Source organism: Streptomyces sp. NPDC012827 (genome assembly GCF_042900905.1).
Taxonomy (GTDB): Bacteria; Actinomycetota; Actinomycetes; order Streptomycetales; family Streptomycetaceae; genus Streptomyces; species Streptomyces gulbargensis.
Window position 1 is genome coordinate 574,541 of record NZ_JBIBBY010000004.1, and the last position, 23,551, is coordinate 598,091.

Genomic DNA, 23,551 nt, shown 5'->3' on the forward strand with positions numbered 1-23,551 from the left:
CCCCGCAGACCGGAGAAGCCGATGGCTACCACCACACCCGACCTCCCCAGGAGCCGGCGCCCCAAGGGCGCGGCCCGCCCCGGAGACCGCATCTTCAGCGGCCTCTCCCGGGGTTCCGGCATCACGCTCCTCGTGATCATGGCCGCGATCGCGGTCTTCCTCACCTACCGCGCCGTCCTCGCGATATCCCAGGACAGCACCAACTTCTTCACCACCTTCGAGTGGAACCCGGCCGGGAACCCGCCGGTCTTCGGCATCGCCGTCCTCGCCTTCGGCACGGTCGTCTCCTCGATCGTCGCGATGGTCATCGCCGTACCGATCGCCATCGGCATCGCGCTGTTCATCTCGCACTACGCACCGCGCAAGCTGGCCAAGCCGCTCGCGTACGTGGTGGACCTGCTCGCCGCCGTGCCCAGCATCATCTACGGCCTCTGGGGCGCGATCTTCCTGGTGCCGTACCTCGACGGCCTCAACCAGTGGCTCGACACCTACCTGGGCTGGACGTACATCTTCGACAAGTCCAGCGACGGCGTCGCCCGCAACCTCTTCACCGTGGGCATCCTGCTGGCGATCATGATCCTCCCGATCATCACCAACGTGACCCGCGAGGTCTTCCTCCAGGTCCCGAAGATGCACGAGGAGGCCGCCCTCGCCCTCGGCGCCACGCGCTGGGAGGTCATCCGCATGTCGGTGCTGCCCTTCGGCCGCTCCGGCATCATCTCCGCCTCCATGCTCGGCCTCGGCCGCGCGCTCGGAGAGACCATGGCCGTGGCCGTCGTCCTCTCCCCCAGCTTCCTCATCTCGGGCCACCTGCTCGACCCGGGCGGCGGCACCTTCGCCCAGAACATCGCCGCGAAGTTCAACGAGGCCGACGCATTCGGCCGGGACGCCCTGATCGCCTCGGGTCTCGTCCTCTTCGCCATCACCCTGCTGGTCAACGGCGCGGCCCGGTGGATCATCGGCCGTCGCAAGGAGTACTCGGGGGCAGCGGCATGAGCCACGCCATTCAGGATCGTCCGGTCGCCGTGACCCCGCGCCGCGGAACCCTCGCCCACGCCCGCCTCCCGCGCTGGACGCCCGCCGCCGTCGCGGCCGGCTCCATCGCCGCCGGCATCGGCATCGGCGCGGGCGCCGGCTGGCACAGCAAGGTCCAGTGGGGTCTGATCGCGGCGCTGATCTTCGTCGCCGCCACCTACGCGATCACCTCCAAGGTGGAGGGCTCCCGGCAGGCCAAGGACCGCGTCGCCACCAGCCTCGTCTGGGTCTGCTTCGTCCTCGCCGTCGTCCCGCTGCTCTCCCTCGCCTGGGTCACGATCAGCAAGGGCATGACCGTCCTCGACGGCTACTTCCTCACCCACTCGATGAACGGCGTCCTCGACGCCGAGGCCGGCGGCGGCGTCTACCACGCCCTCCTCGGCACCGTCGAGCAGGTCGGCATCGCGACCCTGATCGCCGCGCCCATCGGCCTCCTCACCGCCGTCTACCTCGTCGAGTACGGCGGCGGGAAGCTGGCCCAGGCCGTCACCTTCTTCGTCGACGTCATGACGGGCATCCCGTCGATCGTCGCGGGCCTCTTCATCCTCGCCACCTGGAACCTGATGCTGGGCTTCGGCCCCTCCGGTTTCGCCGGCGCGATGGCCCTCGCGATCCTGATGATGCCGGTCGTCGTCCGCTCCACCGAGGAGATGCTCAAGCTCGTCCCGAACGAGCTCCGCGAGGCCTCCCTCGCCCTCGGCATCCCGAAGTGGCGCACCATCCTGAAGGTGGTCCTGCCCACCGCGATCGGCGGCATCACCACCGGCGTCATGCTCGCCGTCGCCCGCATCACCGGTGAGACGGCCCCGGTCCTGCTCCTCGTGTTCGGTACGAAGCTCATCAACCCGAACCCCTTCGAAGGCGCCCAGTCCTCCCTGCCGCTGTACGTGTACGAGCAGTACGCGGTCGGCACCGACGCCGCCGTGGCCCGCGCCTGGGCCGCCGCGCTCGTCCTGATCGCCTTCGTCATGATCCTCAACCTGGTGGCCCGCGGCATCGCCCGCTGGAAGGCCCCGAAGACCGGCCGCTGACCGCGGTCGATTGGAAGTGATTCACATGGCCAAGCGGATCGACGTCAGCGGCCTCTCCGCCTACTACGGCACCCACAAGGCGATCGACGACATCTCCATGACCGTCGAGCCCCGCTCGGTGACGGCCTTCATCGGCCCCTCCGGCTGCGGCAAGTCCACCTTCCTGCGCACCCTGAACCGCATGCACGAGGTCACCCCGGGCGGCCGCGTCGAGGGCAAGGTGATGCTGGACGACGAGAACCTGTACGGCTCCCACGTCGACCCGGTGGCCGTCCGCCGCACGGTCGGCATGGTGTTCCAGCGCCCGAACCCCTTCCCCACCATGTCGATCTTCGACAACGTGGCGGCGGGCCTGCGGCTCAACGGCTCGTACAGGAAGTCCGAGCTGAACGACATCGTGGAGCGCTCCCTCAAGGGCGCGAACCTCTGGAACGAGGTCAAGGACCGCCTGAACAAGCCGGGCTCCGGCCTCTCCGGCGGCCAGCAGCAGCGTCTGTGCATCGCGCGGGCGATCGCGGTCGAGCCGGAGGTCCTGCTGATGGACGAGCCGTGCTCGGCCCTCGACCCGATCTCCACGCTCGCCATCGAGGACCTCATCGGCGAGCTGAAGGAGCGCTTCACGATCGTCATCGTGACGCACAACATGCAGCAGGCGGCGCGCGTCTCGGACCGCACGGCCTTCTTCAACCTGGCGGCCGTCGGCCAGCCCGGCAAGCTGATCGAGCTGGACGACACGGAGCGCATCTTCTCCAACCCGAGCGTCCAGGCGACCGAGGACTACATCTCGGGCCGCTTCGGCTAGCCCGCCGCCCCCCGTACGGGCCGCCCCGCCGTCCCGGGGCGTCCCGTACGAACCACCTCTCGCACGAGCGATCCCACCCCCGGGAGCAACCACCACGCCCCCGGCCCAGGGTCACCACGTGCGGGGCAACTCCTTCCCCACGAGCGAACCCACCACCGGGCGCAACCACCCCGCCCCCGGCCCAGGGTCACCACGTGCGGGGCAACTCCTTCCCCACGAGTGAACCCACCACCGGGCGCAACCACCCCGCCCCCGGCCCAGGGTCACCACGTGCGGGGCAAGTTCGTCTGCGGTGCTGCATGGCGGTGCCACCGTACGACGAAGGGCCCGGCTCCCCCAGGGGAGCCGGGCCCGACCACGTTCCGGCCGCCGTGGCCGACCGGGGTCAGCCGAAGGCCAGCCTGACCACGAAGTAGCTCACCGCGGCGACCGCTCCCGCCGCCGGCATGGTGATGAACCAGCCGAGGATGATGTTCTTGGCGACACCCCACCGCACCGCGTTGACCCGCTTCGTCGCGCCCACGCCCATGATCGCGGAGGTGATGACGTGCGTGGTCGAGATCGGCGCGTGGAAGAGGAACGCCGAGCCGAACATGATCGACGCGCCGGTGGTCTCCGCCGCGAAGCCCTGCGGCGGGTCCAGCTCGATGATCTTGCGGCCGAGCGTCCGCATGATGCGCCAGCCACCCGCGTACGTACCGAGCGACAGCATCACGGCACAGGCGATCTTGACCCACACCGGGATCTCGTCACCGGCCTGCTGGACGTCGGCGATGACGAGGGCCATCACGACGATGCCCATCGTCTTCTGCGCGTCCTGGAGGCCGTGGCCGAGGGCCATGCCGGCCGCGGAGACGGTCTGCGCGATGCGGAAGCCGCGCTTGGCCTTGTGCGGGTTGACCTTGCGGAAGATCCACATGATGGCGCACATGACCAGGTAGCCGGCGACGAGGCCGACGACCGGCGAGATGAACATCGGGATGACGATCTTCTCGAGCACACCCGACCAGATGACCTCGGTCCCGCCGGCCAGCGCCGCGCCCACCATGCCGCCGAACAGGGCGTGGGAGGACGAGGACGGCAGCCCGAAGTACCAGGTGACCAGGTTCCAGATGATCGCGCCGACGAGCGCGGCGAAGAGGATGCCCATCCCCTTGTCGCCGGTGGGCGTCGCGATCAGCCCTTCGCTGACGGTCTTGGCGACGCCCTGCCCGAGGAAGGCGCCGACGAGGTTCATCACCGCCGCCATCGCGAGCGCCGCCCGGGGCGTCAGGGCCCGGGTCGACACCGAGGTCGCGATGGCGTTGGCGGAGTCGTGGAAGCCGTTCGTATACGTGAAGCCGAGCGCGACACCGATGGTCACGATCAGAGCGAAGGTGTCCACGAAGCTCAGGACTCCTTGACCGCGATGGTCTCCACCGTGTTCGCCACGTGCTCGAAGGCGTCGGCCGCCTCCTCCAGCACATCCACGATCTGCTTCAGCTTCAGCACCTCGATGGCGTCGTACTTGCCGTTGAAGAGGTGGGCGAGCAGCTTGCGGTGGATCTGGTCCGCCTGGTTCTCCAGCCGGTTGACCTCGATCCAGTACTCGGTGAGGTGGGACATCGTCCGCAGATTGGGCATGGCCTCGGCGGTCAGCTCCGCCGCCCGGGCCAGGACCTCGATCTGCTGCTCGACGCCCTTGGGCAGTTCCTCGACGTTGTAGAGGACGACCAGGTCGACGGCCTCCTCCATGAAGTCCATGATGTCGTCGAGGCAGGAGGCCAGCGAGTAGATATCCTCGCGGTCGAACGGCGTGATGAACGAGGAGTTCAGCTGGTGGAAGATCGCGTGGGTGGCGTCGTCACCGGCGTGCTCCGCTGCCCGCATCCGCTCCGCGATCTCGCCCCGGGCGGAAGGCTCCGCCCCGAGCAGTTCCATCAGGAGCTTCGAGCCCGTGACGATGTTGTCCGCGGACGCGGCGAACATGTCGTAGAAGCTCGTCTCCCTGGGGGTCAGACGAAAGCGCACGTGGGGTCCTCGGGGTGCTGGGTTTCGGTCAGGCTGATGCTAGGCGCATCATCCGGCCACGGCTAACCGGCGTCTCTCAGTGTCGCCCATCAGGCACAGTGATCTGCACGTGCCCCCGCCCGGATCGGCGGGGATCGGTACCATATACCCACGAGGGGTATACACCCCCTTAACGGACAGCGGGAGGACGCGATGACGACCACCGAGACGGACCAGGTCACCCCCGAGACCGTCGAGGCCGTCCAGGCCGTCGAGGCGGCCGGCCACGCACGGACCGACCACGCGCACGGGGTCCACGGCTACCACAAGCAGAAGGACGAGCACCTGAAGCGGCTGCGCCGCATCGAGGGGCAGATCCGCGGCCTGCAGCGGATGGTGGACGAGGACGTCTACTGCATCGACATACTCACGCAGGTCAGCGCGTCCACCAAGGCGCTCCAGTCCTTCGCCCTGCAGCTCCTGGAGGAGCACCTGCGGCACTGCGTCGCGGACGCGGCGGCGACCGGCGAGGGCATCGACGAGAAGGTCGAGGAGGCGACGAAGGCGATCGCCCGGATGCTGCGGACCTGAGACGGGGCCCGGCGGTCGCCCGCGCCGTGGCGCTGCGGGTCAGCGGCCGCGCGGACCGCGCTCGGCCCCGACCCGCAGAACCTCGTCGATGCGGTCGGGGCTGAGCCGCTCCCCCTCGGACGCGGCGGCGGCGATCATCAGCTCGCCGCAGAGTTCTATCTCGGCGAGGGCCACGCACTCCGGGTCCGGGGATGCGGTCGCGTTCGCTGTCGCTGTCGCCGTACCGGGCGGGGCCACACGCCATCACCTCTTCCTGCCGGAGTCGGTATCCCAGCGTAGGGAGCGCACCACACAGCGCGCATGACACGTCCGGACCATTTTGCCGATGGTCCGCACCATGGCCCGGCGGCCGGCCTCGGAGGCCGGTTCAGGCCTTGATCTTCCCGGCGTAGATGTCCCGGCGGTCGGGCAGCGTGACCTCGACGGCGACCCCGAATCCGTACAGGAGCGTGGTCGACGCGACCGCGACCGTACGGCCCTGGTTGCTGAAGGTGAACTGGTGGCGGACCTTCCTGAGCAGCCCTTCCGCGTCCAGGTACGCGTCGAAGGGGACCGTGTCCGTGGTGAACCCCTCCGCCGCCGCGGCCAGCGCCCCGCGCAGCTGCGGCGAGGCCGCGCGGGCGGCGCGCGCGAGGTCGGCGACGCCTCGGTAGTGGCCGACTTTCACCCCCGCGAGGTCGGTCTCACCGAGGTACGTGACGTCCCCGGCACCCCGCAGCAGTTCGGCCGCCGCTCCGGGGTCGGTGGCGCCGCCCGTGACGAGGTTGCCGTCCTCCAGGGTGGTCGTGTCCACGCGCACCCACTTGTCGGCGGGCACGCCCGCCCCCCGGTTCTTCATGTAGAGCGCGCCGGGGGTGAGGAGTTCGGTGATCGGCCGGTGCTCGCTCGCCCCGGCCGCGGCGTGCGGCAGCACCACCTGGAGCCGGCCCGTGCGGCGCCGGAAGTCGTAGCCGCCCTCGCCGCGGATGGTGACGCGGGTCCCGCCGGTGGCCATCTCCATGGAGGTCGTGGCCTTGGCGGACCCGGCCTTCGTCAGGGCGTCGGCGGCGTTCCGTACGGTACGGGCCGGGTCCGGCAGCGGCTTGGGGTCGGCGGAGGCGGCGCACCCGGTGAGCGCCGTGGCGCCGAGGGAGCCGACCAGGGCCGCGGCGGCGGCGAGGCTCCCGCTCCCGTGCCCGCGCGGGCGCCCGTACCGCTGCTCCACCATCGCCTGCCAACCCCCAACGCCTCACCGCTGTTTGCCCGGGCCCCGCGCTTCCCCGGGGCCTGTGGATCCGGGGATTCCCGATCCGCATAACGACGGCGCAGGCGACCCGTCACGCGCAGTACGGTGGTGGGGTGCACGAGCAGTCCCCGCATGAGACGACCACGACGGAGCGCGGCGCGTTCGCGCTGGCACGCTGCGCCTGCGGCTGGACGGGTCCGGCGCGCAGATCCCGGGACCGCGCCCGTACGGACGCCGCCGACCACCTCCGCACGGCGGCGGCCGGTGCCGCGTGCCCGGTGGGCCCGGCGGACACCCTCTAGATCCCGCGCCCCAGGGGCTGTCAGGCGGCCAGGTCGCTGTGGCCGGTGGCCGGGCCGCCGATCCGGGGTTCCGGGATGCCGACCGTCTCCGCCCGGTGCGGGCTCGCCGCGTGCCGGGAGCGGACGAGGCGGGCGCCCCGGCCGGAGCGGGCCACGGCGGAGACGACGGGCGTGAGGAGCGCGCTCGCGACCGGGGCGAGGAGCAGCGCCACCGCCGTACCGAGGGCGAAACCGCCGATGACGTCGGTCGGGTAGTGGACGCCCATGTAGACGCGGGCGAAACCCTCGGCGAGGGCGAGCCCGATGGCGGCGAGGCCGAAGCGGCGGTCGGCGACGAAGAGGGCGACGCCGAGCGCCATGGCGAGGGTGGCGTGGTCGCTGACGAAGGAGAAGTCGGTCTTGCCCTCGACGAGGACTTCGAGGTTCTTGTGGTCCTTGAACGGCCGGGGGCGTTCGACGAAGTCGCGGATGGGGACGTTGACGAGGAGCGCGATGCCGGCGGCGAGGGGGGCCCAGACGATGCCGGTCACGGCCGTGACGGAGTCGGCGGGGGTGCCGCGCCGGCGGGCGCTCCACCAGCACCAGAGCACGACGAGGACCGTGCCGAGCAGGAGGCCGTACTCGCCGACGAAGCCCATGACCCGGTCGAACCACGGCGGGGCGGTCTTCGCCAGCCCGTTGATGTCGTGGAGCAGGCTGACATCGGGGTTCGAAGCGTCCGATGCGAGTCCAGCCATTGCTGCGGCCCCTTGCTCTCGTGTCTGGTTTCCAACCCCCGTGGTCAGAGCGGTCGGATCAGGGAACGAACCGCCTGAGGCGCACGTTCCGCTGTCTCCGGTGGATCATGCCGACGTTATCGAAGAGTGACGGTCCGCCGCAGCTCAGGGGCCGCCTCGGACGGTGAGTTCCAGCCATGTCCGGTACGCCTCGGGCGGTGTCCGACGCCCCGTCCGTTCCGTTCACGGCTGCGGGAGATGGGTGGGCAGCGCGGCGGCGCCGTCCGCGGTGACGCGGGTGGCGCCGAAGTAGTCCGGGGTGTCGATCCTGTCGAAGCGGATCACGGCTCCGGTGCGCGGGGCGTTGATCATGTAGCCGCCGCCGACGTAGATGCCGACGTGCCGGATCGCCCGCGAGTTGGTCAGGTCGTCCGAGAAGAACACCAGGTCGCCGGGGAGCAGTTCGTCGCGGCCGGGGTGCGGTCCTGCGTTGTACTGGTCGTTGGCGACGCGCGGCAGGTGGATGCCGACGCTCGCGTACGCGGCCTGGGTCAGGCCCGAGCAGTCGAACCGGCCGCCCTGCTCGGCCGTGCCCGTGCCGCCCCACAGATAGAGGGTGCCGAGCTTCTGCTGGGCGTAGTAGATGGCTCCGGCGGCCTGCTTGGAGGGGGAGACGCGGCCGGCGGGGCGGGCGAAGCTCTTCTCCAGCGAGCGGATGATCCGGACATAGTTCTGGGTTTCCTTGTACGGCGGCACACCGCGGTACTGGATGACCCGGTAGGCGCCCGCGTTGTACGCGGCCAGCATGTTGTTCGCCGGGTCGCCGGGGACGTTCTTCACGTAGCCGGCGAGCGCGCAGTCGTACGAGGCGGCCGAGGGGATGGCGTCCCGCGGGTCCCAGATGTCGCGGTCGCCGTCGCCGTCGCCGTCGATGCCGTGGCTCGCCCAGGTGCCGGGGATGAACTGGGCGATGCCGCGGGCGTTGGCGGGCGAGACGGCCCGGGGGTTCCAGCCGCTCTCCTGGTAGAGCTGGGCGGCGAGCAGCGCCGGGTTGATGGCGGGGCAGAGGTTGCCCCAGCGCTGCACGAGTCCCTGGTAGAGGGCGGGGACGGCGCCCTTGGCCAGGGACACGGTGCCGTTCTTGCCGCTGCCCGCGCCGCCGAGGAGCCCGGCGGCGGCGGAGTACGTGCCGACGACGAGCAGCAGGAGGAAGCCGAGGCACAGGCCGAAGGCCCCGCCGGCCATCAGCCACGCCCGACCGGCCCTCCCCGCCCCGCCCGGCCTGCCCGCCTTACGCACCGTCAACCACCCCTCGGCTCCTGGCAGTACGTTCCGGAGCGCCAGTCTAGGCGGGGAGGGGCCTCCTGGGGACCGTGCGCGACACGGTGGTCACGGCGGGAGACGGGGCGCCGGGGGCGCACCGGGCGCGCGGGGCGGGGTCACGCGGCACGTGGCCGGGGCACGTGACGGGGTCACGCCCCCTTGAGGACCTCCACGAGGCTGGAGCTGCTGTCGCCGCCCCGGCCCGCCTCGACCCCGCGCCGGAACAGCTCGGCGACGGCGGCCGGCAGGGCGCCGTCCACCCCCGCGTCGGTGACGGTGTGCAGGACGTGCTCGACGCTGGCCAGGCCCATGGTGAGCCGGTCCACGTCCCCGGCGTGGTTGCCCGCGTCCACGCGGGGCGCGTAGAAGTCGAGGAACCGGCCGAGGTCGAGGGCGCCGTGGGCGTAGGGCAGGAGCTCGGTGGCGCTGATGCCGTGGGCGCCGGCGAGGGCGAGCGCCTGCCAGTAGCCGGAGAGCGCCGTCCAGAACATGACCATGTTGAGCTGGTAGTACAGCGCGGCGAGGCCCGGGTCCTCACCGCGGTGGTCGGTCTTCCCAGTGATGACCGAGAGGGTCTCCCGGTGGGCCTCGAAGGTGTCCAGGGGGCCGCTGTAGAAGGTGGCGGACTCCGGGTCGCCGACGCCGGACGGCGGTACGAGCACGCCGCCGGTGAGCTGGACGGCGCCGCGCTCGGCCAGCCAGGCGGCCCCCTCGCGGGCGCGCTCCGGGGTGTCGGAGCTGAGGTTGACGATCACGCGGCCCTTGAGGACGGCGGGGTCGACGGAGTCGAGGATGCCGTGGACGGCGTCGTAGTCGGTGAGGCTGAGGACGACGACCTGGTTGGCGGCGAGGGCCTCCTCCGGGCCGGCCGCGAGGACGGCGCCCTTGCTCACCAGCTCGTCGGCGCGGCTCGCGGTGCGGTTCCAGAGGGTCACGGCGTACCCCCGGTCGAGGTAGGCGGCGGCCATGGCGCGGCCCATGGGGCCGAGGCCGATGACGGTGACGGAAAGGCTGTTCTGCCGGCTCTTCTGCACGGGGTACCCCCTCGGTGGGCGTGGGCGGAACGCGCACGCGGACGGACACGCGGAGCCGGACAGGGCCCGGCCCGCACTCACGGGCTAAAACGAACGCTCTACTCAGCGCTCGTGCCGACCGTAGCACGGTTCTAAAACGAGCGCTCTACTCAATGGGCCGGTAGACTCTCCCCATGCAGACGCGGACCAGCAGCAGCACGCGCGACCGGATCGTCGTCGCCGCCTCACGCCTCATCCAGCGTCAGGGCTACGTCGGCACCGGCATCAAACAGATCGCCCAGGAGGCGGACGCCACCCTCGGGTCCGTCTACCACTTCTTCCCGGGCGGCAAGGAAGCGGTCGCCGTCGCCGCCATGGAGCACGGCCGCGAGGAGTTCGCCGACCTCCTGCGCTCCGCCCTCGACGCCGAACGCGACCCCGCCGCCGCCCTGGACGCCTGTGCCCGCGCCCTGGCCGGCGCACTGCGCGCCTCCGACTGGACCGAGGGCTGCCCCGTCACCGCCGCCGCCCTGGAGACCCTCGGCGAGGAGAACCCCATCCAGCAAGCCTGCGCCACCGCCTACCGCTCCTGGCAGAACCTCGTCGCCGAGAAGCTCCTCGCCTGCGGCCTCCCCGCCCCCGAGGCGCGCGACCTGGCCGTCACCGTCATCAGCACCCTCGAAGGCGCCGAGGTGACCGCCCAGATCACCCGCGCGGAGACCCCGCTCCTCCTGGCGGGACGTCACCTCGCGCGCCTGGTCGCCTCGTACGCCTGACGCCGCCCCAAGAGTGCAACAACGACAATCATTGCCCGGAGTCACCCTCCGTGATACACAGAGTGACCGTACGCTTCTTCGCGTGAGCCCGACCGCACAGCCGCAGGTCAAGACGGTCAGATCGGTCAGATGTGCGGGGATCGGGTAAAGAGAGCCGCCAAGCCGTCACACGCAGGCGGTTTCATCGGCGAAGATAGGGCGATGACCCATGCCGTCCGGCAGGGGCAGCAGCTAACTACCCATACAGGGGCGGTGAGTTACATGTACCTGGCGGCTGAAAAGGGCGACATCACCACCATCATCGGTGGAATCGCCCCCAACTGGGGACCCTTCGGGAGCCTCGGCAACGAAGCCAAAGTGATGATCGAGGTCGTGATGGCCGTGGCCATCCTGCTCTGCCTCGGCATCGCCATCTGGGGAGCGGCCAAGCAGCGCATCGGCGCGACCGCGCTCCGCGACACGTTCAGCGCGGAACAGGGCAAGGGCCTGATCGTGGCCGGTCTCACCGGCGTCTTCATCATCGGATCGCTGGGGACGCTGTTCACCATCGTGTACGGGATGGCCGTCTGACCGACCGTCGGACCCCGACCCGTCCTCCGAGGCCTGCTGAAATGCGTTCCCTGAAGCCCAGTCATGTTGCAGCACTGTCGTACCCGCGAACGAGTGAGGGGGCGTACCCGGCATGAGCCTCGGCGACGAGCACGACGGCTTCGGCGGCGTGGGCGGCTCGGGCCAGACCCGTACCCGCCTGCCCGACGCCAACAGCGGTGACGTCTACGGCGGCGCCCGCCGCCCCGTACGGAGCTCCCGCTCCCTCGTCACGGTCGTGGGCGTGGTGGTCCTGCTCATCGCCGCCATCGCCTTCGCCAACCGCGGCGGCGGCGACCGCACGGACGCGACCCCCACCGCCGGCACCGCCGCCCCCCGCGGCGACGCCGGCGCCCCCACCGCCGCGACGGGCGTCCGCCCGGTCACCGCCAAGAACGGCACGATCCCCACGGGCTTCGCGCACGACGAGCAGGGGGCGCAGAGCGCGGCGGCGAATTACGCGGTGGCGCTGGGGTCGGTGGACATGTTCCAGCAGAGCGCCCGCGAGCAGATCGTCCGGTCCATCCACGATCCGGCCGTCGTGGAGGGCCTGCTGAAGCAGCTCGACGCGTCCTATTCGCCTGAATTCCTCAGCGGCATCGGGCTCGACGCCAACGGCACCGCCCCCTCGGGAATGACCTTCGTGTCACGCACGATCCCGGTCGGCACCAAGGTGCGTGACTACACGTCGACCTCGGCGACGGTCGAGGTCTGGTGCACCGGCCTGGTCGGCCTCGCCGGCGAGGGATCGACCAAGCCGGTCACCTCCACCTGGTTCACCATCACGCAGAAACTCACGTGGGTCGGCAGCGACTGGCGGGTCCGCTCGTCCAGCCAGAGCGAGGGACCGACCCCCGTCACCGGGGACAACCGTGCCTCCATCGCCGACGAGATCGCCCAGGCCGTCGAGGGATACGGAGGCTTCACCTATGCCCGCTGACCGAGGCCCGGTGGGCCGCGCACGGTACGGAATCGCCGCCGCCCTCCTCTCAGCGCCCCTTCTGCTGGCCACGAAGGCCCACGCGGCGCCCACCCCCACGCCGTCGGGACCGACCACGCCCACACCGTCCCCGAGTGCCTCGAACAACCCCTGCGACCTCATCGTGGGGCAGGCCCGGGAACTGTGCGAACAAGGCCAGCCCAGCGGCACCCGCGCCCCCGCCGCCGACCCCGCCGCCACGCTCGACCCGCTGTCGTCGCTCGCGCGCGGCTGCGCCGACGCCGCCGTGAAGATCATCGACGAGCTGTCCTCCGCCGTGAAGGAGACCGCCGACGTCGACTTCACCAACATGGAGTTCCTCGGCCGCTACGCCGTCGTCTTCGCCGCCGCCACCTTCCTCACCCTCCTCCTCTGGCTCCTCGCCGTCGCCAAGCGCGCCATCCGCGGCGTCCCCCTCACCACCGCGATCTCCGAGGCCATCGGCTTCCTCTGGCTGACCGTCCTCGCCTCCGCCTTCACACCCCTGATCCTCTACACGGTCGTCAACGCCACCGACGCCGTCACCGAGGTCATCGCCTCCGGCACCGGCCGGCAGACCGACGTCTTCTTCGGCAGCTTCAAGGAGGCCCTGCAGAAGGGCGACAGCATCGGGGGCGGCCCCATCATGCTGATCATCGTCTCGCTGGTGACCGTCCTCGCCGCCGGCGTGCTCTACCTGGAGCTGTTCCTCCGCGCCGTCCTGCTCTACGTCGGTGCGCTCCTCGGCGTCGTCGTCTACGCCGGGCTCGTCGACAAGAACATGTGGGGCCACGTCCGCCGCTGGGCCGGCATCATGATCGCGGTGATCCTGGTCAAACCGGTCATCGTGATCGTCCTCGGCCTGGCCGGCGCGCTCTCCTCCGACACCGGCCCGAACGCCTTCTCCGCCGTCGTCTCCGGCCTCGCGATCATCCTCCTGGCCATCTTCGCCTCCGCGATGATCTACCGCTTCGTGCCCGGCTTCGGCGACGAGATCGTCGCCTCCCGCAACAACCGCCTGCACCGCGCCGGCGAGAACGCCGCCGCCGCCGTCATCTCCTCCCCCGCCTCCCTCGTCTCCCAGGGCATCAAGACCCACAGCACCCGCGACAGCGGCGGCGGCGCGCCCGCCCAGGCCACCGCGGCCCGCGCCGCCAACCCGCTCTCCGGCGGCGTCGCCGCCCACAGCAGCCGCGGCGGCGACACCCGGGGCACCACCGGCGGCGGTGGCACGGCCGGCGCCACGCCCCCGCCCCGTAGCAGCAGTCCCACCGCAGGAACCCCGCACAGCAACCGCAAGCACACTGGAGGTGGAGGGCGTTGACGACCCAGTCCCAGCCGGTCGCGCCCCGCCGCACGTATCTCATCGGCCGTGCCCGGCCGAACGCGATCGTCGGCAAGAACCGGGAGACCGGCGAGATCGCCCTGATCATCACCGGCGCCTTCCTCGGCATGATGAGCGGCCTGCTCGTCCCCCTCCTCCCGCTCCGCATCGCGCTCCTCGCCGGCCTCCCCATGCTCGCGCTCGCCGCCGTGTACGTGCCGTACAAGCACCGCACCTTCTACAAGTGGTTCGAGATCAACCGCAGCTACAAGCGGATGCTCAAGCGCGGCACCGCCTACCGTTCCGGCGTCGCCGAGGCCGGCACCCGCCTCGACGGCCGCGAGGTCGAGATCGGCCCGCCGCCCGGCATCGGCCGCGTCGGCTGGCTCTCCGCCCCCTTCGGCCCCGACGAGATCGCCGTCCTCCTGCACGCCGACCGCCGCACCGTCACCGCCGCCATCGAGATCGAGGGCCCCGGCGTCGGCCTGCGCGACAGCGAGGACCAGGAGGCCCTGGTCGACCGGTTCGGCACCCTCCTCAAGCACGTGGCCAACGGCGACGGCTTCGTCACCCGCCTCCAGATGCTGGCCCGCACCCTCCCCGCCGACCCCGACGCCCACGCCAAGGACGTCGGCCAGCGCGGCGACCCGCACGCGCCCGCCTGGCTCCGCGAGTCCTACGACCAGCTCCAGTCGATGGTCTCCACCTCCAGCGAGCAGCACCGCGCCTACCTCGTGGCCTGCATGCACTACACGCGCGAACTCGCCGCCGAGGCCAACGCCATGGCCCGCGCTGCCCGCCACGCCTCCGGCGCCCGCCGCCTCGACCGCGACGCCGGCCTCGCCGTCGTCATGGCGCGCGAACTCACCGACATCTGCGCCCGCCTCGCCGAGGCCGACATCCGCGTCCGCCAGCCCCTCGGCCAGTCCCGCCTGGCCTCCCTCGTCCACTCCATGTACGACCCGGACCACCCCATCGACCACATCCAGGCCATGACCAAGCGCAACGCGTGGCCCGCCGAACTGGACGCGATGGAACCGACGTACCTCCAGGCGAAGACCCGGGAGTCCTCCACCCGCGCCCCCTGGTGCCACGCCACCGCCTGGATCAAGGAGTGGCCGATGACCCCGGTCGGCGTCAACTTCCTCGCCCCGCTCCTCGTCCACACCCCCGACGTCATCCGCACGGTCGCCGTCACCATGGACCTGGAGCCCACGGAGGTCGCCATCGAGCGCATGCTCACCGAGAAGACCAACGACGAGGCCGACGCCAGCCGCGCCGCGAAGATGAACCGCACCGTCGACCCGCGCGACATCGCCGCCCACGGCCGGCTCGACCAGCGGGGTGAAGACCTCGCCAGCGGCGCGGCCGGGGTGAACCTCGTCGGGTACATCACCGTGTCGTCGCGTTCGCCCGAGGCCCTCGCCCGGGACAAGCGCACGATCAGGGCCTCCGCCGGCAAGTCGTACCTGAAACTGGAGTGGTGCGACCGCGAGCACCACCGGGCCTTTGTGAACACTCTGCCGTTCGCGACCGGCATCCGCCGCTAGGGCCGAAGGGGCACAGACCGATGCGAGATCCGCTGTCCGTCCTCACCGAAGCCTTCACCTCCTTCCTCTTCGGGAAGGTGGAGACGACCCGCCTGCCCGTCCGCACCTCCACCGGGCAGGCCCAGGCCGTCTACCTGCCGACCGCCGCGCCCGGCCTCGGTGACTCCGGCGTGATCATCGGCCGCGAGGTCTACAGCGGCAAGGGGTACATCTACGACCCCTTCCAGCTGTACGGCCAGCAGCTTCCCGCCCCGCACTGGCTGGTCCTCGGCGAGTCCGGCAACGGCAAGTCGGCCCTCGAGAAGACGTACGTGCTCCGCCAGCTCCGCTTCCGCGACCGGCAGGTCGTCGTGCTCGACGCCCAGGGCGAGGACGGCGTCGGCGAGTGGAACCTCATCGCCCAGGAGCTGGGGATAACTCCCATCCGCCTGGACCCGATGGTCGCCAACGACGCCGGGATCCGCCTGAACCCGCTCGACCCGTCGATCACCACGACGGGGCAGCTCGCCCTGCTCCGTACGATCATCGAGGTGGCCATGGGCCACGGCCTGGACGAGCGCTCCGGCTTCGCGCTCAAGGTCGCCCACGCCTACGTCACCGGCCACATCACCGAGCGGCAGCCCATCCTCACCGACATCGTGGAGCAACTGCGGCACCCGAAGCCGGAGTCGGCGGAGGCGATGAACGTCGACATAGACGACGTACGGGCCTGGGGCCTGGACGTCGCGCTCGTCCTCGACCGCCTGGTCGACGGCGACCTGCGCGGGATGTTCGACGGCCCGACGACCGTCGGCATCGACCTCGACGCGCCCCTGATCGTCTTCGACCTGTCCCACATCGACCGCAACTCCATCGCCATGCCGATCCTCATGGCGATCGTCGGCGTCTGGCTGGAACACACCTGGATCCGCCCCGACCGGAAGAAGCGCATCTTCCTGGTCGAGGAGGCCTGGCACATCATCAACAGCCCGTTCGTGGCTCAGTTGTTCCAGCGGCTGCTCAAGTTCGGCCGCCGGCTCGGTCTGAGCTTCGTCGCCGTCGTCCACCACCTCTCCGACGTCGTGGACGGGGCGGCCGCCAAGGAGGCGGCGGCGATCCTCAAGATGGCGTCCACTCGCACGATCTACGCCCAGAAGGCGGACGAGGCACGCAACACCGGCCGGGTCCTCGGCCTGCCCCGGTGGGCCGTCGAGATCATCCCGACCCTCACCCCGGGCATCGCCGTCTGGGACGTCAACGGCAACGTGCAGGTGGTGAAACACCTCATCACCGAGAAGGAACGGCCCCTCGTCTACACCGACCGCGCCATGACCGAGTCGTCCGCCGCCACCGACCCCGAGCTGGAATGGGAGACGGAGCAGCGGGCGATCCTCATCGAGCAGCAGATGAACGACTCGTCCCAGTCGACGGTGGCGTAGATGGAGCGGGTACGGAAGGAGGGGGGCGTCTCCGACGGGCTGCTGCTGACCCTGTTCGCCCTGCTCCTGGGGCTCACGGTCCTGGTCTGGACGGCGACCGGCCTGTCGGGCCTCCTCGCGCACGGCGCCTGGCCGGACGGGGTCGCCTTCGCCCGCACCCCGTCGGCCCTGCGCTCCCTGGCCACCGCCCCGACGGACCTCGCGGCGGCCTGGCCCGGCACCCCGCCGGGTCAGCTGTCGGGGTACGGGCTGTTCTGGGGCCTGGTGATCGGCGAGGCGATGATCCTGGCCGTCCTGGCGGTCTTCCTCCTGGGCACGCTCGCCCGCTGGCGCGCGGTCCGCGCCCACCGGAAGCAGGGCCGGTACGGCTCCGGTACGGCTCCGGCGGCCGAGCCGGCCGTACGGGAGACGGCCCCGGCACCCGCCCCGGCACGGGAACCCGCACCCCCGGCGCCCCGCCGCCCGGCGGAGGAGGCCCCGGCGGCCCCCGCTCCCGGACCGGTCCCGTCGCCGCCTTCGCCCACCCCCCTCGGGGAACCCGCCCCCCTCAGGGAACCCGCCCCTGTCGGGGAACCCGTCCCCCTCGCGGAACGGGCCCCCTACGGGCTTCCCGGACAACCGGCACCCACCGCCTCCCCCGCCCCCCGGCGCCTGGTCTACGGCCCGCCCGAGGCCCGCCGCCCGCTCGCCGTCCAGGCGATCCGGGACGCCGACGGCCCGGTCCTCGTCGTCACCTCGGACCCCGCCGTGTGGGCCGACACCAAGGACGCGCGCGGCAAGCTCGGCCCCGTCCTCGTCCACGACGCCGGCCACCTGTGCGACACCCCCGGCCGCCTCCACTGGTCGCCCTGCGAGGGCTGCGAGGACCCGGACACGGCCCAGGCGCGGGCCGTCGCCCTGCTCGCCCCCGTCCGCCCCCACTCCCGCCTGGACGCGGCCACCGCCGACACCGCCGAAACCCTCCTGCGCTGCTGGCTGCACGCGGCGGCCGTCGACGGCCGCCCGTTCCGGCAGGTCCACCGCTGGGCCCAGGGGACCGGCGCCCACGAACCCGTACGGATCCTCCGCAGCCACCCCAAGGCCGCCTCCGGACACGCGGGCCTGCTCGAAGCGGCTCTCACCGCCCACCCCGAAAGCCGGCGTCTCGCCCAGGAGCTGACGGCCCGTGCGCTCGGCGCGCTGTCCTCCGTCCACATCCGCGAGGCCTGCACCCCGAACCGAACGGATTCGCTGGCGCTGGCATCTTTCGTCGCCGAAGGGGGCACCCTCTATGTGGTGGGTGAACCCCACGAGGACCCCCGTACCCACCCCGGCGCGATGCCGATCCTCACGGCCCTCGCCGCAAGCGTGGTCGAGCACGGCCGCCGCATGGCCGCACGGTCATCCGACGGTCGGCTCGACCCACCACTCACCCTCGTCCTCGACGACGTGGCGGCCGTGGCCCCGATCCCCCGCCTCCCGGACCTCCTGGCCACGGGCCACACCCACGGCCTCCCCACCCTCGCCCTCCTCCGCTCCGCGGAACAGGCCCGCTCCCGCTGGCCCGAGGACGCCCTCACCCCGTGAGCCCGCCCCCTTCGACGAGGGCGCCGGGGAGCGCGTCCGGGCGCGGCCCGAAGGGGTTGTCGATGACGTACCGCCACCGCCCGTCGGGCCCGAGCCGCGCCACGTCGGTGGCGGTGCCCGCGACGCGCACGGCCTCGCCGTCGCGGCCCGTGCCCTCGACGACCCAGTCCACGATCAGCAGGGCCAGGTCCCCGTTGCGGTACGTCTGCCGGGGCCTGACCGCGATCGGTACGCCCAGCTCCCGCAGCCGCCCGTTGGCCGCACGCAGCTCCGCCCCGGACACCGCCTCCCCCGGCCGGACCGCGAGCACCGCCGACTCCTCGTACACCTCGGCGAGCAGCCCCGCGTCCCCGCTGTTGAAACGGTCCGCGAAGACCAGGGGCAGATCCTCGGGGCGGGTCGCCAGCTCACGCAGCCACACAGACATGATCGACAGCCGTCCTTCCGTGCCGGGACAATCGGACATCGACGCGCTAGGAGGCGCCCCCGTGACTCACCGAACGGTTGGTCATCCACCCGGCCTTCCCGACGACGCCCACGCGCGGGTCACCGCGCCCGCGCCGGACTGCCCGGTCGAGATCGCGCTCGCGGCCCTGCGCGGCCGGTGGACCACCCTCGTCGTCCGTGAACTGCTGCGCGGCGACCGCTCGTACAGCGAACTCCGCCAGGCGCTGCCGACACTCTCCGACAAGGTCCTGTCCGAGCGTCTCGCCCAGCTCGCCGGGGCGGGTGTCCTCACCCGCGACCGCCGGCCCGGGTGGCCACCGACCGTCCGCTACACCCTCACCCCGCACGGCCGCCACCTCGGCCCCGTCCTCCAGGCGCTCTGGGACTGGGGAACCGGGGCGACGGAGGCCTAGTCGCCCGGCCGCAGCAGCTCGTACTCCAGCTCGTGGGCGACCTCGGAACCCGGCAGCGCGACCGGCACACCGTCCGTCTCGAAACCGATCCGCCGGTAGACCGCCCGGGCCCGCTCGTTGTCCACGTGCGCGAAGAGCCGCACGCGCTCGATCCGCGGGTCCGTCAGGGACCACGACCACTCGGCCGCCGCCGCGAACAGCGCGTCGATCACGCCGGAACCGCGCGCCTCGTCCCGTACGTACACGCCCACGACATGCGTCTGGTCGGTCTTCGGCACGTCCCCGAAATAGGTCTCCGCGCCGGCCCGCTCCAGCAGCACCGTCGCCGTGCCGACCCACCGGCCGTCCGGCGCCTCGGCCACGAACTGGCGTACGGCGCCCGGCCCGTCCTCGGCCGCGTTCGCCGTCCGCTCCTTCCAGAAGCTCTCGGGGCGCGCCAGGCCCTCCTCGTACGTCTCCAGAAAGGCCAGGTTCGCCACGGGGTCGCGCAGGGCGGCCAAGCGCAGCTCCCGCACCTTCTCCCACTCGTCGGCGCGAACGACTCGCATCACATGATCCATGGCTTGATCCTCGCGGTCCTCCCCTCCCACGCACAAACGGATTGTCGTACCCCGGTACTACGTCCGACACCCGGCTCCCCTCCCCGGTCGGACGTCCGGCGCCCACCCGATCCCTAGCGTCGGAGACATGATCCGCGCAGAGAACCTCACCAAGCGCTACGGGAACAGGACCGTCGTCCAGGACCTCGGCTTCACCGTCCGGCCCGGCACCGTCACCGGCTTCCTCGGCCCCAACGGCGCCGGCAAGTCCACCACCCTCCGCATGATCCTCGGGCTCGACGCCCCCACCCGCGGCCGCGCCACCGTCGCCGGCCGCCCCTACGCAGCCCACCCGGCCCCGCTCACCCAGGTCGGCGCCCTCCTCGAAGCCCGCTCCGTGCACCCGGGACGCACCGCCCGCCACCACCTGACGGCGCTCGCCCACACCCACGGCATCCCCCGCTCCCGCGTCGACCGGGTCCTCTCCCTCGCCGGCCTCACCGAGGTCGCCGACCACCGTGTCAAGGGTTTCTCCCTCGGCATGGGCCAGCGCCTCGGCATCGCCGCCGCCCTGCTCGGCGACCCGGCGGCCGTGATCCTCGACGAACCGGTCAACGGCCTGGACCCGGAGGGGGTCCTGTGGATCCGCACGCTCCTCAAGTCCCTCGCCGCCGAGGGCCGTACCGTCCTCGTCTCCTCCCACCTGATGAGCGAGACGGCCCTCACCGCCGACCGGCTGATCGTCATCGGCAGGGGCCGGCTCCTCGCGGACACCACCGTCGAGGACCTCGTACGGTCGGCGGGTGGTGCCACCGTGAAGGTCGTCACCCCGGAGCCCGGCCGCCTGCGCTCCCTGCTCCCCTCGGCCCGGTTCGTCGAGGAGACGCCCGGCACCCTCCTCGTCAGCGGCCCCGGCGCACCCGAGATCGGCCGCGCCGCCGCCGCGCACGGCGTCCCCCTCCACGAACTCACCCCGCAGACGCCCTCCCTGGAGCAGGCGTTCATGGACCTCACCCGCGACTCCGTCGAATACCGGGCCGAGCAGCCGGCCGAGCACCTGGGAGCAGCAGCGTGATCACCGCCGTCCGCGTCGTCCGTTCCGAGTGGCACAAGCTGTGGACGGTCCGCTCCACGTGGGTCACCGTCCTCACCGCCGTCGCCCTCCTCCTCGGCGTCGGCGTCCTCATGGGCGCGACCTACACCTCGGACGGCGGCGACTCCGACGTCGACACCGTCGTCCTCACCCTGTACGGCTCGCAGCTCGGCGCGGTCTCCCTCGCCGTCCTCGGCATCCTGGTCACGGCGGGCGAGTACGCCCACGGTCTCATCAGAGCCTCGCTCGCCGCCGTCCCGCGCCGCCTGCCCGTCCTGTGGGCGAAGGCGGCGGTGTACACGGTGACGGTCCTCTCGCTCTCCCTCGTCACCGCCGTGGTCACCTTCCTCACCGCGCAGCTCTTCCTCCACGACACCGACCAGGCCGCCTCGCTCACCGACGACGGCGTCCTGCGCGCCCTCGCGGGCAACGCGGCCGGTGTCACCCTCCTCGGTGTGATCGCCCTCGGCCTGGGCGCGGCGCTCCGCTCGGTCCCGGGCGCGCTCGGCGCGTTCGTCGGCGGGGTGCTGCTCCTGCCGGAGGTCCTCGGCATGCTTCCGTACGAGGCGGTGGACACGGCCCTGCGGTACTTCCCCACGCAGGCGGCCGGTGTCCTCGGCTCGGCGACGCCGCTCCCGGACGCCCCGTCACCGGGCGCCGCCCTGCTGGCCCTGACGCTGTGGGCGGCGGCGGCCCTGGCCGTACCGGCCTTCTTGCTCACCCGCCGGGACGTGTGAGGAGGATGGAGGCATGATCAGCCGGACGCCGGAGACGACGAGCGACGCCACGGGCCTGAGCGGATACGTCCAGCGGGCACTGGCCCGGGTGCGGGCGTTCGACGCCCGGCGGCCCTGGGTGTGGGACGCCGCCGTGACCCTCTTCTGGACCGGCGCCGCGCTCGTGGACGCGGCCGGCGGCTGGCGGACGATCGCCCGCGACCCGTCGGTCCCGGTCTGGCTGGTCGTCACGACGAGCCTCGCGCTCGCCCTGCCCTTGTACGGGCGGCGGCGCCGGCCGATGGCGGTGCTGGCGGTGATGGCCTGCGCGGCCCTGGTCAGCGATGCCTCGGGCGCCTTCCTCCAGGCCGGCTACCTCCAGATGATCCCGGTGTTCCACCTGGCGCTCGCCCGCCCGCCGCGCGCCCTCCTGTGGTCGGTGGCCCTGTTCCTGCCGCCGCTGGTGGTCGGCGCCGTCCGTTTTCCCTCCGGAACGTGGGACCAGCGGGTCGTCCCGGTGGTGTGGGCCTACGCCCTGGTGGCCCTGCTCGGCATCGCGGTCCGGGCGCGACGTGACCACACGGCGGCGCTCGTGGAGCGCGCCCGTCGCCTGGAGGTCGAGCGGGACCAGGAGGTCCGGCTGGCGGCGGCGGCCGAACGGGCCCGGATCGCCCGCGAGATGCACGACATCATCGGCCACAACCTGTCCGTCATCACGGGGCTGGCGGACGGCGGCCGGTACGCGGCGGCCAGGAGCCCGGAGCGTGCCGCCGAGGCCCTGGACGCGATCGGCACGACGAGCCGCCAAGCGCTGACGGAGCTCCGCCGCCTCCTCGGGGTCCTGCGGACCGACGACGAGACGGCGGCCCTCGACCCGCAGCCGACCCTGGCCGACCTGGACGGTCTCCTGACAGGGGTTCGTGACGCCGGTCTGCCCGTACGTCTCGACCTGGCCCCGCCGGGCGAACCAGCGCCGCCGGAGCTGTCCCCGGGCGTTCAGCTGACCCTTTACCGGGTGGTCCAGGAGGCCCTGACGAACACCCTCAAGCACGCGGGCCCCGGAGCCCGGGCCTCGGTCCGCCTCGCGTACGGCCCCCAGGAGGTACGGGTGGAGGTCACCGACACCGGTGGCCGCCGCGGGCCCGGGGCGGGGGTCTCGGGCACGGGCCAGGGCCTGACGGGAATGCGGGAGCGCGCGGCCCTCTACCACGGCACACTCGACTGCGGCCCGCTGCCGGACGGCGGCTGGCGGGTTCTGCTCCGTATCCCCCGGGAGGACAGCCCCTCGTGACGACCGTTCTGATCGCGGACGACCAGCCGATGCAGCGCTTCGGCTTCCGCATGCTGTTGGAGAGCCAGGACGACCTGACGGTCGTCGGCGAGGCCGCGAACGGCACGGAGGCGGTCCGTCTCACCGACCGGCACCGGCCCGACGTGGTCCTGATGGACATTCGCATGCCGGGCCTGGACGGCATTGAGGCCACCCGCCGCATCGTCGCCGCCGGCGCCCGCACCCGGGTGCTGATCGTCACCACCTTCGACCTGGACGCGTACGCGTACGACGGTCTGCGCGCGGGCGCGAGCGGCTTCCTGGTGAAGGACGCCCAGCCGGAGGAACTCCTCGCCGGCATCCGGGCGGTGGCGAGCGGCGACGCGGTGGTGGCCCCGAGCCTGACCCGCCGTCTCCTGGACGCGTACGTGCACCATCTCCCGTCGGGCTCACCGTCCCCGGCACCGGAGGAGGATGCGCGTCTCGCCCCGCTGACGGAGCGGGAGCGGGAGATCCTCACGGTCATCGGCCAGGGCTGGACGAACACGGAGATCGCCGAGCGGCTGCATCTGGCCGAGTCGACGGTGAAGACCCATGTGAGCCGCATCCTCGCCAAGACGGGAGCCCGGGACCGCGTCCAGGCGGTGATCCTCGCCTACGACACCCACCTGGTCACGCCGGCCTGAGCGGCACAAAAAAAAGGGGGCCCCGGCAGGGGCCCCCGTCATGCTGCGGTGTGCATACGTCGGAGAAATGTCTCCGAAAAACGTCCCCGGAACGCAGGAAAGCCCCGCACCAGAGGTGCGGGGCTTTCCCACAATAATTGTTCGGCGGCGTCCTACTCTCCCACAGGGTCCCCCCTGCAG

26 protein-coding genes are annotated in these 23,551 nt (G+C 72.0%); 17 read left to right on the forward strand and 9 right to left on the reverse strand.

What is annotated here, in order from left to right; genetic code table 11:
* Nucleotides 1-21 precede the first annotated feature (21 nt).
* The 3 genes from pstC to pstB are packed head-to-tail and all read left to right on the forward strand — an operon-like array spanning nucleotide 22 to nucleotide 2,868.
* On the forward strand, nucleotides 22-996 hold the full coding sequence (gene pstC, locus ACFY60_RS12195) for a phosphate ABC transporter permease subunit PstC (protein WP_388616048.1): 975 nt from the start codon (nucleotides 22-24) through the stop codon (nucleotides 994-996).
* Nucleotides 993-2,066, forward strand: coding sequence for a phosphate ABC transporter permease PstA (gene pstA, locus ACFY60_RS12200; protein WP_388616050.1), 1,074 nt, complete (start codon nucleotides 993-995; stop codon nucleotides 2,064-2,066). The genes pstC and pstA overlap by 4 nt, the downstream gene beginning before the upstream one ends.
* Before the next feature lie 25 nt (nucleotides 2,067-2,091).
* Nucleotides 2,092-2,868 (forward strand): phosphate ABC transporter ATP-binding protein PstB, encoded by a 777-nt coding sequence (pstB, locus tag ACFY60_RS12205; protein ID WP_388616052.1) that lies wholly within the window; start codon nucleotides 2,092-2,094, stop codon nucleotides 2,866-2,868.
* A gap of 385 nt (nucleotides 2,869-3,253) precedes the next feature.
* Here pstB and ACFY60_RS12210 read toward each other — a convergent pair whose 3' ends face one another.
* Nucleotides 3,254-4,252, reverse strand: a complete 999-nt coding sequence (locus tag ACFY60_RS12210) for an anion permease (protein WP_388616055.1) — start codon at nucleotides 4,250-4,252, stop codon at nucleotides 3,254-3,256.
* A gap of 5 nt (nucleotides 4,253-4,257) precedes the next feature.
* Complete coding sequence (locus ACFY60_RS12215; protein WP_309049553.1) at nucleotides 4,258-4,878, reverse strand: DUF47 family protein; 621 nt, start codon at nucleotides 4,876-4,878, stop codon at nucleotides 4,258-4,260.
* 192 nt (nucleotides 4,879-5,070) lie between these two features.
* Here ACFY60_RS12215 and ACFY60_RS12220 point away from each other — a divergent pair, with 192 nt between their 5' ends.
* Nucleotides 5,071-5,448, forward strand: a complete 378-nt coding sequence (locus tag ACFY60_RS12220; protein ID WP_309049552.1) for a metal-sensitive transcriptional regulator — start codon at nucleotides 5,071-5,073, stop codon at nucleotides 5,446-5,448.
* 39 nt (nucleotides 5,449-5,487) lie between these two features.
* Here the strand turns inward: ACFY60_RS12220 and ACFY60_RS12225 are convergent, their stop codons facing one another.
* On the reverse strand, nucleotides 5,488-5,685 hold the full coding sequence (locus ACFY60_RS12225) for a hypothetical protein (protein ID WP_388616058.1): 198 nt from the start codon (nucleotides 5,683-5,685) through the stop codon (nucleotides 5,488-5,490).
* A gap of 130 nt (nucleotides 5,686-5,815) precedes the next feature.
* Entirely contained in the window at nucleotides 5,816-6,655 is an 840-nt protein-coding gene (locus ACFY60_RS12230; RefSeq protein WP_388616059.1) for a hypothetical protein, read from the reverse strand.
* A 131-nt stretch (nucleotides 6,656-6,786) separates the two neighbouring features.
* Between ACFY60_RS12230 and ACFY60_RS12235 the strand changes: the two genes are divergently transcribed.
* Nucleotides 6,787-6,975, forward strand: a complete 189-nt coding sequence (locus ACFY60_RS12235) for a hypothetical protein (RefSeq protein WP_388616062.1) — start codon at nucleotides 6,787-6,789, stop codon at nucleotides 6,973-6,975.
* A gap of 20 nt (nucleotides 6,976-6,995) precedes the next feature.
* Here the strand turns inward: ACFY60_RS12235 and ACFY60_RS12240 are convergent, their stop codons facing one another.
* The 3 genes from ACFY60_RS12240 to ACFY60_RS12250 form a co-directional block, all read right to left on the reverse strand.
* Entirely contained in the window at nucleotides 6,996-7,712 is a 717-nt protein-coding gene (locus ACFY60_RS12240; RefSeq protein WP_388616065.1) for a phosphatase PAP2 family protein, read from the reverse strand.
* A 222-nt stretch (nucleotides 7,713-7,934) separates the two neighbouring features.
* Nucleotides 7,935-8,936, reverse strand: a complete 1,002-nt coding sequence (locus tag ACFY60_RS12245) for a bifunctional lytic transglycosylase/C40 family peptidase (protein ID WP_309049569.1) — start codon at nucleotides 8,934-8,936, stop codon at nucleotides 7,935-7,937.
* Between the two features lie 227 nt (nucleotides 8,937-9,163).
* Nucleotides 9,164-10,048 (reverse strand): NAD(P)-dependent oxidoreductase, encoded by an 885-nt coding sequence (locus ACFY60_RS12250; protein ID WP_388616068.1) that lies wholly within the window; start codon nucleotides 10,046-10,048, stop codon nucleotides 9,164-9,166.
* 173 nt (nucleotides 10,049-10,221) lie between these two features.
* On the opposite strand from ACFY60_RS12250, the gene ACFY60_RS12255 reads away from it, so the two are divergent.
* The 7 genes from ACFY60_RS12255 to ACFY60_RS12285 all read left to right on the forward strand — a co-directional run bounded on the left by ACFY60_RS12255 (nucleotide 10,222) and on the right by ACFY60_RS12285 (nucleotide 18,207).
* On the forward strand, nucleotides 10,222-10,803 hold the full coding sequence (locus ACFY60_RS12255) for a TetR/AcrR family transcriptional regulator (RefSeq protein ID WP_388616070.1): 582 nt from the start codon (nucleotides 10,222-10,224) through the stop codon (nucleotides 10,801-10,803).
* A gap of 261 nt (nucleotides 10,804-11,064) precedes the next feature.
* Complete coding sequence (locus ACFY60_RS12260) at nucleotides 11,065-11,373, forward strand: hypothetical protein (protein ID WP_024757447.1); 309 nt, start codon at nucleotides 11,065-11,067, stop codon at nucleotides 11,371-11,373.
* A 112-nt stretch (nucleotides 11,374-11,485) separates the two neighbouring features.
* Nucleotides 11,486-12,331 (forward strand): hypothetical protein, encoded by an 846-nt coding sequence (locus ACFY60_RS12265; RefSeq protein ID WP_388616072.1) that lies wholly within the window; start codon nucleotides 11,486-11,488, stop codon nucleotides 12,329-12,331.
* Complete coding sequence (locus ACFY60_RS12270; protein ID WP_388616074.1) at nucleotides 12,321-13,673, forward strand: hypothetical protein; 1,353 nt, start codon at nucleotides 12,321-12,323, stop codon at nucleotides 13,671-13,673. The genes ACFY60_RS12265 and ACFY60_RS12270 overlap by 11 nt, the downstream gene beginning before the upstream one ends.
* Nucleotides 13,670-15,223 carry an SCO6880 family protein gene (locus ACFY60_RS12275; protein ID WP_388616076.1) on the forward strand — a complete coding sequence of 518 codons (1,554 nt, stop codon included), beginning with the start codon at nucleotides 13,670-13,672 and terminating at the stop codon, nucleotides 15,221-15,223. The genes ACFY60_RS12270 and ACFY60_RS12275 overlap by 4 nt, the downstream gene beginning before the upstream one ends.
* 20 nt (nucleotides 15,224-15,243) lie before the next feature.
* A complete protein-coding gene (locus tag ACFY60_RS12280) occupies nucleotides 15,244-16,641 on the forward strand; it encodes an ATP-binding protein (RefSeq protein WP_388616078.1) in 1,398 nt (465 codons plus the stop codon).
* Nucleotides 16,642-18,207: a type VI secretion protein gene (locus ACFY60_RS12285; RefSeq protein ID WP_388616079.1), complete on the forward strand. Its 1,566-nt coding sequence runs from the start codon at nucleotides 16,642-16,644 to the stop codon at nucleotides 18,205-18,207.
* Here ACFY60_RS12285 and ACFY60_RS12290 read toward each other — a convergent pair.
* A complete protein-coding gene (locus tag ACFY60_RS12290; protein ID WP_388616081.1) occupies nucleotides 18,197-18,634 on the reverse strand; it encodes a YybH family protein in 438 nt (145 codons plus the stop codon). The two genes, ACFY60_RS12285 and ACFY60_RS12290, sit on opposite strands and share 11 nt — an antisense overlap.
* Nucleotides 18,635-18,695: 61 nt before the next feature.
* Between ACFY60_RS12290 and ACFY60_RS12295 the strand changes: the two genes are divergently transcribed.
* Nucleotides 18,696-19,067 (forward strand): winged helix-turn-helix transcriptional regulator, encoded by a 372-nt coding sequence (locus tag ACFY60_RS12295; protein ID WP_388616082.1) that lies wholly within the window; start codon nucleotides 18,696-18,698, stop codon nucleotides 19,065-19,067.
* Here ACFY60_RS12295 and ACFY60_RS12300 read toward each other — a convergent pair.
* Nucleotides 19,064-19,627 (reverse strand): GNAT family N-acetyltransferase, encoded by a 564-nt coding sequence (locus ACFY60_RS12300; RefSeq protein ID WP_388616085.1) that lies wholly within the window; start codon nucleotides 19,625-19,627, stop codon nucleotides 19,064-19,066. The two genes, ACFY60_RS12295 and ACFY60_RS12300, sit on opposite strands and share 4 nt — an antisense overlap.
* Nucleotides 19,628-19,754: 127 nt before the next feature.
* On the opposite strand from ACFY60_RS12300, the gene ACFY60_RS12305 reads away from it, so the two are divergent.
* From ACFY60_RS12305 to ACFY60_RS12320, 4 genes are read left to right on the forward strand one after another with little or no spacing between them, the layout of a single operon-like run.
* Nucleotides 19,755-20,681 carry an ATP-binding cassette domain-containing protein gene (locus tag ACFY60_RS12305; RefSeq protein ID WP_388616087.1) on the forward strand — a complete coding sequence of 309 codons (927 nt, stop codon included), beginning with the start codon at nucleotides 19,755-19,757 and terminating at the stop codon, nucleotides 20,679-20,681.
* Nucleotides 20,678-21,436 carry an ABC transporter permease gene (locus ACFY60_RS12310; RefSeq protein ID WP_388616089.1) on the forward strand — a complete coding sequence of 253 codons (759 nt, stop codon included), beginning with the start codon at nucleotides 20,678-20,680 and terminating at the stop codon, nucleotides 21,434-21,436. Before ACFY60_RS12305 ends, ACFY60_RS12310 begins: the two co-directional genes overlap by 4 nt.
* Nucleotides 21,437-21,449: 13 nt before the next feature.
* Nucleotides 21,450-22,706, forward strand: a complete 1,257-nt coding sequence (locus ACFY60_RS12315; RefSeq protein WP_388616092.1) for a sensor histidine kinase — start codon at nucleotides 21,450-21,452, stop codon at nucleotides 22,704-22,706.
* A complete protein-coding gene (locus ACFY60_RS12320; protein WP_388616094.1) occupies nucleotides 22,703-23,371 on the forward strand; it encodes a response regulator in 669 nt (222 codons plus the stop codon). The genes ACFY60_RS12315 and ACFY60_RS12320 overlap by 4 nt, the downstream gene beginning before the upstream one ends.
* Nucleotides 23,372-23,551 lie beyond the last annotated feature (180 nt).

Bases quoted from the DNA above. Each gene is read 5' to 3' on its own strand.
- ACFY60_RS12260 (WP_024757447.1), top strand. From the start codon at position 11,065: ATGTACCTGGCGGCTGAAAAGGGCGACATCACCACCATCATCGGTGGA.
- ACFY60_RS12220 (WP_309049552.1), top strand. From the start codon at position 5,071: ATGACGACCACCGAGACGGACCAGGTCACCCCCGAGACCGTCGAGGCC.
- ACFY60_RS12245 (WP_309049569.1), bottom strand. From the start codon at position 8,936: ATGGCCGGCGGGGCCTTCGGCCTGTGCCTCGGCTTCCTCCTGCTGCTC.
- ACFY60_RS12290 (WP_388616081.1), bottom strand. From the start codon at position 18,634: ATGTCTGTGTGGCTGCGTGAGCTGGCGACCCGCCCCGAGGATCTGCCC.
- ACFY60_RS12265 (WP_388616072.1), top strand. From the start codon at position 11,486: ATGAGCCTCGGCGACGAGCACGACGGCTTCGGCGGCGTGGGCGGCTCG.
- ACFY60_RS12285 (WP_388616079.1), top strand. From the start codon at position 16,642: ATGGAGCGGGTACGGAAGGAGGGGGGCGTCTCCGACGGGCTGCTGCTG.
- ACFY60_RS12315 (WP_388616092.1), top strand. From the start codon at position 21,450: ATGATCAGCCGGACGCCGGAGACGACGAGCGACGCCACGGGCCTGAGC.
- ACFY60_RS12240 (WP_388616065.1), bottom strand. From the start codon at position 7,712: ATGGCTGGACTCGCATCGGACGCTTCGAACCCCGATGTCAGCCTGCTC.
- pstB (WP_388616052.1), top strand. From the start codon at position 2,092: ATGGCCAAGCGGATCGACGTCAGCGGCCTCTCCGCCTACTACGGCACC.
- pstC (WP_388616048.1), top strand. From the start codon at position 22: ATGGCTACCACCACACCCGACCTCCCCAGGAGCCGGCGCCCCAAGGGC.
- ACFY60_RS12255 (WP_388616070.1), top strand. From the start codon at position 10,222: ATGCAGACGCGGACCAGCAGCAGCACGCGCGACCGGATCGTCGTCGCC.
- pstA (WP_388616050.1), top strand. From the start codon at position 993: ATGAGCCACGCCATTCAGGATCGTCCGGTCGCCGTGACCCCGCGCCGC.
- ACFY60_RS12230 (WP_388616059.1), bottom strand. From the start codon at position 6,655: ATGGTGGAGCAGCGGTACGGGCGCCCGCGCGGGCACGGGAGCGGGAGC.
- ACFY60_RS12305 (WP_388616087.1), top strand. From the start codon at position 19,755: ATGATCCGCGCAGAGAACCTCACCAAGCGCTACGGGAACAGGACCGTC.
- ACFY60_RS12280 (WP_388616078.1), top strand. From the start codon at position 15,244: ATGCGAGATCCGCTGTCCGTCCTCACCGAAGCCTTCACCTCCTTCCTC.
- ACFY60_RS12270 (WP_388616074.1), top strand. From the start codon at position 12,321: ATGCCCGCTGACCGAGGCCCGGTGGGCCGCGCACGGTACGGAATCGCC.
- ACFY60_RS12300 (WP_388616085.1), bottom strand. From the start codon at position 19,627: ATGGATCATGTGATGCGAGTCGTTCGCGCCGACGAGTGGGAGAAGGTG.